Source organism: Bifidobacterium sp. LH_230 (assembly GCF_056357555.1).
In genome coordinates this window covers 127,837-138,088 of sequence record NZ_JBKEWJ010000005.1, presented here as the reverse complement: position 1 = coordinate 138,088, position 10,252 = coordinate 127,837, and the positions used below count along the sequence as shown (strand labels likewise).

Annotated in this window: 3 protein-coding genes, 2 rRNA genes and 1 pseudogene; 3 read left to right on the top strand and 3 right to left on the bottom strand. The window is 61.5% G+C overall.

The genetic code is table 11. From position 1 onward, the window contains the following. Positions 1-55: 55 nt before the first annotated feature. Positions 56-1,331, top strand: a pseudogene (locus AC1A0G_RS03840) (IS3 family transposase); the annotation flags it as partial. 398 nt (positions 1,332-1,729) lie between these two features. On the opposite strand, the gene AC1A0G_RS03835 reads toward AC1A0G_RS03840, so the two are convergent. Further along, positions 1,730-3,118 carry a GH1 family beta-glucosidase gene (locus AC1A0G_RS03835; protein WP_476527640.1) on the bottom strand — a complete coding sequence of 463 codons (1,389 nt, stop codon included), beginning with the start codon at positions 3,116-3,118 and terminating at the stop codon, positions 1,730-1,732. 545 nt (positions 3,119-3,663) lie between these two features. Between AC1A0G_RS03835 and AC1A0G_RS03830 the strand changes: the two genes are divergently transcribed. Beyond that, complete coding sequence (locus AC1A0G_RS03830; protein ID WP_476527654.1) at positions 3,664-4,734, top strand: GDSL-type esterase/lipase family protein; 1,071 nt, start codon at positions 3,664-3,666, stop codon at positions 4,732-4,734. A gap of 1 nt (position 4,735) precedes the next feature. Continuing rightward, positions 4,736-6,649, top strand: a complete 1,914-nt coding sequence (locus AC1A0G_RS03825; protein WP_476527638.1) for a sialate O-acetylesterase — start codon at positions 4,736-4,738, stop codon at positions 6,647-6,649. Positions 6,650-6,786: 137 nt separating this feature from the next. Here the strand turns inward: AC1A0G_RS03825 and rrf are convergent. Both rrf and AC1A0G_RS03815 read right to left on the bottom strand, forming a co-directional pair. Then, positions 6,787-6,903 (bottom strand): 5S ribosomal RNA (rrf, locus tag AC1A0G_RS03820). Positions 6,904-7,061: 158 nt separating this feature from the next. Further along, positions 7,062-10,117: ribosomal RNA gene (locus tag AC1A0G_RS03815) — 23S ribosomal RNA — on the bottom strand. Positions 10,118-10,252 lie beyond the last annotated feature (135 nt).

Sequence of the window (10,252 nt, the reverse complement as noted above, 5' to 3'; positions counted from 1 at the left end):
TGATGTGACCTGGTTTTTGTTCCGTGTTTTATCTCATTGATGGGAGACTAGGAACATGACCGGAAAGACTCGTTATACGAAGGAGTTCCAGGCGAGGGCGCTCAGGCTTCTGGAGGAGTCCCGTGCGAATCATTCGTCGGAGACGAAGGCCGTGGCCTCCGTCGCGCAGAGTCTGGGCATCGCCCCGGAGACGTTGCGCAGGTGGAGGAACAAGGCCGACCGGACGGCCGCCGAACAGTCCGCGATTAGCGCGGAGGAGACGGCCGCCGAGTTGAAACGTCTGCGCGCCGAGGTCGCGGAGCTGCGCAAGGCGAACGAGATACTGACGACGGCGTCGGCTTTTTTCGCGGCCAGGCTCGACCCGACACGGCGTTGAAGGCCGCGTACATCGACGCCTTCAGGGACCGTTTCGGGGTCGGGCCGATCTGCCGTGTCCTGTCGGCCGCGTTGGATTGCGGGTTCCTGACCGCGCGCGGCTACCGCATGTTCAAACGCCGTCCCGTCAGTCGTATGGGGGCGCGCCACGAGGCGTTGGCGCGTGACATCACCATGATCCGGGAGGACGAGTTCATGCGCGTGTACGGATACCGGAAGGTATGGCACCAGCTCATCCGTCAGGGCTGGGATCCACGGGAGGTCGGCAGGGACCAGGTCGCCCGCATCATGCGCGGGCTCGGCTTCCAAGGCGTTCGGGGCGGCAGAAGGCCGGTCACCACGGTTCCCGCCAAGGGCCGTGGCGGCAGGCTGGACCTGGTCGAACGCAAGTTCTCGGCCTTGGCGCCGAACCGGCTGCACGTGGCCGACATCACCTACGTTCGCCTGGCGGACGGCTCGTTCGCGTACGTCGCGTTCGTCACCGACGCGTACGCCAGAAGAATCGTCGGCTGGGCGACGGCCTCCACGATGCGTACGGAGGAACTGCCGTTGCAGGCGTTGGAGCAGGCCGTCGTGTGGGCGGGATGCCACGGCGGCGCCGACGGGTGCGTGCATCACTCGGACCACGGCAGCCAGTACATAAGCCTCGTGTACTCCACGCACGTGGCCGACGCGGGCATGCTCCCCTCGACCGGCACGGTCGGCGACTCGTACGACAACGCGCTGGCGGAACGCACGAACAACACGTACAAACGCGAGCTGATCTGGGTCAACAAACCCTACCGGAGCGTGGCCGAGCTGGAGTATGCGACGATGCGGTGGGTCTCGTGGTACAACACGAAGCGTCTGCACGCCTCCCTGGGCTACAGGACACCGGAACAGGTCGAGAACGAGTATTATCAAAAGCAGATGGCACAAGCCGTCTCATAGCAGAGACGGAACAAAAATCAGGCCACTTCACACGGATGTCATCCGCAATCCGCCCCGCAAAGGGCAGTATTAGCGGGGCAACGCTTGGAGGCCCCCAAGTTGCCCCGCTACGCATGAGCCGATCGCGGCGATCACCAGACACCGGATCGCGCCCGGCCGACGGCGAGCGCCCCGGCACATAGGCCCTTCAACCGCGACCATCCATCAACGCCGAAGGGTCCTATCGCGGACTCATACAAACAGGGGCTGGAACGGCGTGATCAATCACACATGCCATTCCAGCCCGTCATTCGTCAAACCGCAAGACCAGTTCGCAACGTACCGACCAGCCCAGCCTTCACAGCTCTCCGACCAGCCGCCTCACGGCCTGCAGCTCGCCGGCCAGCAACCTCACGGTCCGCAACGTACCGACCGGTCATCAGCCTCACAGCTCAGGCAGCTCGCGCGAGGCGATGAGCTTCTTGTACCACTTGAAGCTGTCCTTCGGAGTACGCTCCTGCGTCTCGTAGTTCACGTAAGTGATGCCGAAGCGCTTGGTGTAGCCGAACGCCCACTCGAAGTTGTCGAGCAGCGACCACACGAAGTAGCCGGCGAGCGGCACGCCGGCCTCCATCGCGCGACGGGCCGCGTCGAAGTGCTTGGTGAGGTAGTCGATGCGATCGTTGTCGTGCACTGCCTTAACCGTTTCACCTGTTGCCGGGTCCATCTCTTCGACCAGCTGGTCCGGGCAGGCCATGCCGTTCTCGGTGATGAACAGCGGATACTCCGGATAGTCGTTGTGCAGACGCACCAGCAGGTCGTACAGGCCGTTCGGGTCGATGTTCCAGCCCATTTCGGTGTGGTCGCCGGGCGTCGGCAGCCAGTCGATGTCGCTGCAGCCGGGGAACGTGCTCGCCGCGGTGGACTGCGGGAACTGCGGACGGTCGCTCATCGTGACCAAACCGGTTGAGTAGTAGTTCAGGCCGAGCAGATCGATCGGCTGGTGGATGATGTCGAGATCGCCGTCCTTGATGAACTCCCAGTCGCAGATGCCCTTGGTGACCGCGAACAGTTCGTTCGGATAGTAGCCGCGCAGCATCGGGTCAAGGAAGACGCGGTTGGCGATCAGATCAGTGCGGTGCACGGCGTCCGCGTCGCCGCGGTTGACCTGCAGGTTGAGCGTGACCGCGACCTTGGCGTCCTCCTTGGTGATCGTCTGGTGAAGCGCTTCAGCAATCAGGCCATGTGCCAGGTTGACATGATGCACGGTCTCGAACGCAGCCGGACCGCCACCGAGGCCCGGGGCCTGCTCGGTGCCGCCGTAGCTCAGGTAGGAAACGCACCACGGCTCGTTGACCGTGATCCACGTATCGACGCGGTCGCCGAGACGCTCGCCCATCACACGAGCGTAATCGGCCACGCGCCACGCGGTGTCGCGGTTCTGCCAGCCGCCCTTGTCGCCGAGATATTGCGGCAGATCCCAGTGGTAGACCGTCGCGCACGGCTTGATGCCGGCCTCGAGCAGCTCGTCGACCACACGATCGTAGAAGTCGACGCCCTTCTCGTTGACCGGACCGCCGTCGGTCGGCAGGATGCGCGGCATGGCAATGGAGAATCGGTAGGAGTCGACGCCGAGGTCCTTGAGCAGGGCGATGTCCTCCTTGTAGCGGTGGTACGAATCGGTGGCCATGTCACCGGTGTCACCGTTGACGGTGTGGCCAGTGTGGGAGAACGTGTCCCAGATGGACGGGCAGCGGCCGTCCTCGTTGACCGCGCCTTCGATCTGGTAGGAGGCGGTGGCGGTGCCGAGCATGAAGTCCTTGGGCAGCTTCATTGAGGGTCCTTTCTTGCTGACGTTTCGTTGTCGCCTGCACCGGCCGGATGCCCGGCACAGTTCGGCGAAGCGCATTGCGTGTTCGGTTATCTGATGATCCGGTTTCCCGATTCATCGTCATCGGCCACCATCGTTAGCGACCGATCGGTAATTTACTTCGTCGATAGTGAGTGTATCATATTTTTTGTGAAGCGGTTAAGGTGTTGCGTGTCATGACTTCACGGACTGCAACAAGCACGTCCGAAGCATCACGTTCCACGCATCGCACACCGCACCTGCAGACAACAGTCGTCCTGCACACCGCAATCAACGAGGAGCACCAGTTCATGACCACATCAGATCAACACACCGCACGCGCCACCGCGGCAAGTCATCAGAATCTGCACACGCCGTACGGCGCAGGATATCGCAACGATCTCGACGCATATCCGAACGCAATCAGCGAAGGCCCCTTCCATACCGGTCCGGGCACGAAACTTGGCGATATCATCACCGCCGCGGACGGCACGATCACCGTGCGTCCCAACCATCCGGCGCTGCGTACGATGGGCCGCATCGACGATTCGGACCCCACCGACCCGTTCTGGATCTATCCGTACACGCAGACCGCGTTCCGCTTCACCGGCACGTCGCTCACGGTCACGCTCGCCAACGACTGGAACTACGGCGATACGAAGATCGGCGTCATCATCGACGGCGTACAGACCGCCGTGCGCATCCCGTCCGGATTCACAAACGACAACTCCCCCGCAACCACCACCTATTACGGCCCGTACACGATCACGCTGGCCAAGCACCTGCCTGACATCGAACATGAAGCGGTTGTGTTCAAGCGGCAGGACGGCATGCATTATTTGGAGATCATCGGGTTCGGCCTCGACGCCGGCGCCGAGGTGCTGCCGCCGCTCGATCCCGCACCGACCCGCCGCATCGAGGTGTTCGGCGACTCGGTGTCCTGCGGCGAGCGCAACGAGGCCGCGCTGTACGTCGGCAAGGCCGATCCCGAAGTGGACTTAAGCGGTTACAGCAACTCGTGGTATTCGTACGTGGCGATCACCGCGCGCAATCTCGGTGCGGCGCTGCACGATACGTCGCAGGGCGGCACGTCGCTGATCGACGGCATCGGCTGGTTCGCCGGGCCGGATTACGTCGGCCAGGAGACGATCTGGGACAGTGTCGAGTACAACCCCGCGCTCGGCGGCCGCAGGGCGTGGGATTTCTCGCGGTATACGCCGCATGTCGTGATCGTGGCGGTCGGGCAGAACGACTCGCACCCGAACGATTTCATGGCGGACGATTACGACGGGGCCGAAGCGGCGCATTGGCGCGCGCAGTATGTGGAGTTCCTGCGCAAGCTCCACGCCGTGTACCCGCATGCGACGATCATCTGCGCGACGACCGTGCTCATGCATGACCCGTCGTGGGACCGCGCGATTGGTGAAGCGGTTGATATCTTTAACGCTTCAGCTGATCGTTCCGGCATCGCCCATCATTTCCTGTACACGCGCAACGGTGCGGCGACCCCGGGGCATCCGCGCGTGGCCGAGCACGAGGAAATGGCCCGTGAGCTGACCGCGTTCATCGAGTCGCTGGGCGACGATATCTGGAAGGACTGACATGAGCGAAGAGCACACGACGCCGGTCACCGTGACCGGCCCCGCACCCGGTACGAACGCATCCGGGTTGGCAACCAGCGGCGCTGAAGCGGTTAATGACGTCAACAAGCCGCTCGGTACGGCGCGGCTGCGACCGGCCGCGATCTTCTCGCATGACATGGTGCTGCAGCGCCGCCGTCCGATCCCCGTGTTCGGCACCGGAGAACCCGGCCGCACGGTCGTCGTGACGCTGCGGTCAAGCGAGACGGGCGACGTCAGCCGCGACGCCATCACTCTGTGTCTGGCTGCCCGAACCATCGATTCAGCTGACTCGGCATCGGCAACGCAACGCAACGATATCCAAGCTGAGCCAGTCCAGCCGACTCAGCCCGACTCGTCGTCCACCAACACGCCGTCACACGCCACTTCCGACAGCATAAGCACATTCGGCACGATCGACGACCGCGGCAACTGGCTTATCACGTTGCCTGCGATCGAAGCCGGCGGCCCCTACGAGCTGACCATCAGCGACCACTCCGGCATCACGCTGAAGTATCTGAACGTCTACGTGGGCGAAGTCTGGCTCGCCGGCGGCCAGAGCAACATGGAGGTGGAACTGCGCAACAGCGACCATGCGGATGCGGCCATTGCGGCAAGCGCCGATCCGCTGCTGCGGTTCTACAACACGCCCAAATCCGGCGTCATCGACACCGATCTTGAGGACCAATCAATCTGGCAGGTCTGCGGGCCGACAACCAGCGGCTGCATGTCGGCGGTCGCATACTACTTCGCGCGAAAACTGCGCGCCGAACTCGGGCCGGATGTACCGGTCGGCATCGTGGACTGCTACATTGGCGGCACGTCGATCACCGCATGGATGAGCCGCGCTACGCTGGAGACCAGTGAGGCCGGTCGCGGATACCTTAAGCGGTTCAATGATGAGATCGCCGGCAAAACGGACGAGCAGTTCGCAGCTGAAACGGTTGAGTGGCAGACGAAGTTCGATACCTGGAACACCGCAATCGGCAAGGCCCGCGAAGCCGAACCGGATATCACGTGGGATACGTTGAACGCGCGGTACGGCGAATGTCCGTGGCCGCCGCCGACCACGCCGACCTCGCAGTACCGTCCGACCGGACCGTTCGGCACGATGGTCGAACGCGTCGCGCCGTACGGCATCGCCGGTTTCCTGTGGTACCAAGGCGAGAGTGACGAGACGTACTGCGATTCCTACCGTGAACTGTTGGGGATGCTGATCGGCGAGTGGCGCGGATTGTGGCATGATGAAGCGCTTCCGTTCCTGATCGTGCAGCTGCCGCAGTGGATTGCCAAAACCGCGGCCGAGCAGAACGCCGATCCGATGTACTGGCCGGTGATCCGTGCGGCTCAGTGGGACGCGGCGCACACGATTGCACATGTGTATACGATTGCAACAATCGATTGCGGCGAGTTCGACAACCTGCATCCGACCGACAAGCGCACGCCCGGCGAGCGTCTTGCCGACTGCGCGTTGCACAACGCGTATGGTCGCGCCGATATCGCCGTGGACGGACCGACTGTCACATCGTGCACGGTTCGTCCGGCGGCTGGTACGGCTGATGATGCCGCGCATCATACGGTGACGCTGCGGTTCGATCATGCGGCCGGCCTGCATTTCGATGGCACGGTGCCAGGCACTTACGGTGCGGATGACAACGATCCGTTGCGCCGTTCGGCCGATGATTCCGGTTTCGAGATCGCCGGCGCTGACGGCGTCTTCCATACCGCTGCAGCGACAATCACCGATCGGTCCGACGCAGACTCCGTTGTGCTGTGCATGTCGGCAGAGGCGTCGCAACCGGTTGCAGTCCGCTACGCATGGCGCAGCTGGGGGCCGGCTCCGTTGCGTAATGGAAGCGGGCTTCCCGCCGCGCCATTCAGTATTACTGTGCGTTAATGCATAATGCGCCCTTGTACGTCAATGTACGAGGGCGCATTTCTTATTCGATATGTTCTGATTTGGTTTGTGTTATTTGTGGTGGAATGCAGAAAGCCCCGGTACCTTCGTGGTATCGGGGCTTTCCTTAACGTGTGATGCGGCGGTGTGCTACTCTCCCACACCCTGTCGAGTGCAGTACCATCGCCGTGCCAGGCCTTAGCTTCCGGGTTCGGAATGGGACCGGGCGTCTCACCTGGGCCATGACCGCCGCAAATCTTCAATTAACATCCCCGGGACGAATCCCGGAGGGAAACGGTGATGGTTCGGGGACCGGATAGGGGACGCGGTTGATTCGTTTCGTGCGCAGTGTTCAATGTCATAAGCGGTTGAACCAGTCGAGTGATGCGCGTCCCAACCAATGGTTGGGATGAGTGTATTGCCTTTCCCCCGTTAGTACCGGTCGGCTCCACCCCTCGCGGGGCTTCCACGTCCGGCCTATCGACCACGTGTTCTGCATGGGGGGTCTCGAGGATCAAGTCCTCATGGAATCCTTATCTTGGAGCGGGCTTCCCGCTTAGATGCTTTCAGCGGTTATCCCTTCCGAACGTAGCCAACCGGCCGTGCCACTGGCGTGACAACCGGCATACCAGAGGTTCGTCCACCCAGGTCCTCTCGTACTATGGGCAGGCCTCCTCAAGATTCCAACGAGCGCAGAGGATAGAGACCAAACTGTCTCACGACGTTCTGAACCCAGCTCGCGTGCCGCTTTAATCGGCGAACAGCCGAACCCTTGGGACCTGCTCCAGCCCCAGGATGCGACGAGCCGACATCGAGGTGCCAAACCATCCCGTCGATATGGACTCTTGGGAATGATCAGCCTGTTATCCCCGGGGTACCTTTTATCCGTTGAGCGATGCCGCGCCCGTGCGCCGGCACCGGATCACTATCTCCGACTTTCGTCCCTGCTCGAACCGTCGTTCTCGCAGTCAAGCCCGCTTGTGCGATTACACTCGACACCCGATTGCCAACCGGGCTGAGCGGACCTTTGAGCGCCTCCGTTACTCTTTGGGAGGCAACCGCCCCAGTTAAACTACCCGCCAGGCACTGTCCCAGACAAGGATGACTTGCCGTGGTTAGACGTCAAACGAGAACAGAGCGGTATTTCACCTTGCGACTCCACCCGAGCTGGCGCCCGGGCTTCGAAGTCTCCCGCCTATGCTACACAATCCGCGCCTAACGCCAATACCAAGGTATAGTAAAGGTCCCGGGGTCTTTTCGTCCTTCTGCGCTTAACGAGCATCTTTACTCGTACTGCAATTTCGCCGAGCTCCTGGTCGAGACAGTGGGGAAGTCGTTACGCCATTCGTGCAGGTCGGAACTTACCCGACAAGGAATTTCGCTACCTTAGGATGGTTATAGTTACCACCGCCGTTTACCGGGGCTTGAATTCACCGCTTCACACCGAAATGCTGACGGATCCTCTTAACCTTCCGGCACCGGGCAGGCGTCAGAGCGTATACAGCGGCTTGCGCCTTCGCACGCTCCTGTGTTTTTGGTAAACAGTCGCTACCCCCTGGCCTGTGCCACCCCCAAAAGCTCCCCAAGCAAGTTGGATCACCATCGGGGGTCTCCCTTATACCGAAGGCACGGGAGTGATTTGCCGAGTTCCTTGACCAGGATTCGCTCGATCGCTTCGGTATTCTCTACCTGACCACCAGTGTCGGTTTGGGGTACGGGCGGCAAGAGCCCTAACGCCGAAGCTTTTCTCGGCAGCATGGGATCACCGGATTCGGGCATACGCCCCCATCATCGCGCCTCACCCTCGTGCACCCCGGATTTGCCTGGGATGCGGGCCACACGCTTGACCACGGAAAACCACCTCCGCGGCCGGCTACCCTCCTGCGTCACTCCTGCGTCGACCTACTACCGCTACAGTCCCAACAGTCCACGGATCACCAACCCGAAGGAAGGATCACCACGAACCGGAGGTTAGTACTCACGGCCTCGGTTTTGTCGGTCTCAAGCCGGTACGGGAATATCGACCCGTTCATCCATTCGACTACGCCTGTCGGCCTCGCCTTAGGACCCGACTCACCCGGGGACGACGAGCGTGGCCCCGGAACCCTTGGTCATCCAGCGGACGGGATTCTCACCCGCCTCTCGCTACTCATGTCTGCATTCTCACTCCCACACAGTCCACAGGGGTTTACACCACTGCTTCGCCCCGTGCAGGACGCTCTCCTACCCAGTATCAAGATACTGCCGCGTCTTCGGTGGCGTGCTTGAGCCCCGCTACATTGTCGGCGCGGAACCACTAGACCAGTGAGCTGTTACGCACTCTTTCAAGGATGGCTGCTTCTGAGCCAACCTCCTGGCTGTCTATGCGACTCCACATCCTTTCCCACTTAGCACGCGCTTGGGGACCTTAGACGACGATCTGGGCTGTTTCCCTTTCGACGACGGAGCTTATCCCCCGCCGACTCACTGCCGGCATACACGCCACGGGTATTCGGAGTTTGGCTGCTGTTGGTACCCAGTACGGGCCCGCAAGCATCCAGTAGCTCTACCCCCCGGACGCAATCAACCGACGCTGCACCTAAATGCATTTCGGAGAGAACCAGCTATCACGGAATTTGATTGGCCTTTCACCCCTAGCCCCAGGTCATCCCCCCGGTTTTCAACCCAGGTGGGTACGGCCCTCCACACGGTCTTACCCGCGCTTCAGCCTGCCCAGGGCTAGATCATCCCGCTTCGGGTCCAGGACACGCGACTCACAAACGCCTTTTAAGACTCGCTTTCGCTACGCGTACACCACACGGCTTACGCTCGCCACATGCCACTGACTCGCAGACTCATTTTTCGATAGGCACGCCGTCACCCCGAAAGGCTCCGACGGATCGTAGGCGCACGGTTTCAGGAACTGTTTCACTCCCCTCCCGGGGTGCTTTTCACCTTTCCCTCACGGTACTAGTACGCTATCGGTCGGACAGGAATACTTAGGCTTACCCGACGGTCCGGGCTGATTCACTCGGGATTCCACGAGGCCCGAGCTACTTGGGAACACGACCGGAAGACCCTGGCCCTTCGGCTAAGGGGCTGGCACCCGCTGCGGCCCGGCCTTCAATCCGGTTCGCCTCAGCCAGAGTTTTATCACTTCCGCCCGCCGCGTCGGCGACGGGACACGCGTCCCACAACACCGGCAACGCAACCCCCGACGGGTATCACACGCAACCGGTTTGGCCTCATCCGCTTTCGCTCGCCACTACTCACGGAGTATCCTTTCCTGCAGGTACTGAGATGTTTCACTTCCCTGCGTACCCCCCGCAAAACTGCGGTGACCACCCATAACGGTGGCCGGGTTCCCCCATTCGGACATCCTCGGATCAAAGCCCTGTTGGCGGCTCCCCGAGGCCTATCGCGGCCTCACACGTCCTTCATCGGTCCTGTCCGCCAAGGCATCCACCACACGCCCTTGCAAGCAACACACCACAACGGTGAACATTGCACGCATTCAAACGAGCTGATTCACGCTTGACGACAAATCATCACACTAACGATCACAAAACGATCAAACAACCAGACTCCAAACGGAGTCCGGCGAAAAAACAGCAAAACAACAAG

Excerpts from the sequence above, each read along its gene's own strand:
- AC1A0G_RS03835 (WP_476527640.1), bottom strand. The coding sequence starts at position 3,118 with ATGAAGCTGCCCAAGGACTTCATGCTCGGCACCGCCACCGCCTCCTAC.
- AC1A0G_RS03830 (WP_476527654.1), top strand. The coding sequence starts at position 3,664 with ATGGGCCGCATCGACGATTCGGACCCCACCGACCCGTTCTGGATCTAT.
- AC1A0G_RS03825 (WP_476527638.1), top strand. The coding sequence starts at position 4,736 with ATGAGCGAAGAGCACACGACGCCGGTCACCGTGACCGGCCCCGCACCC.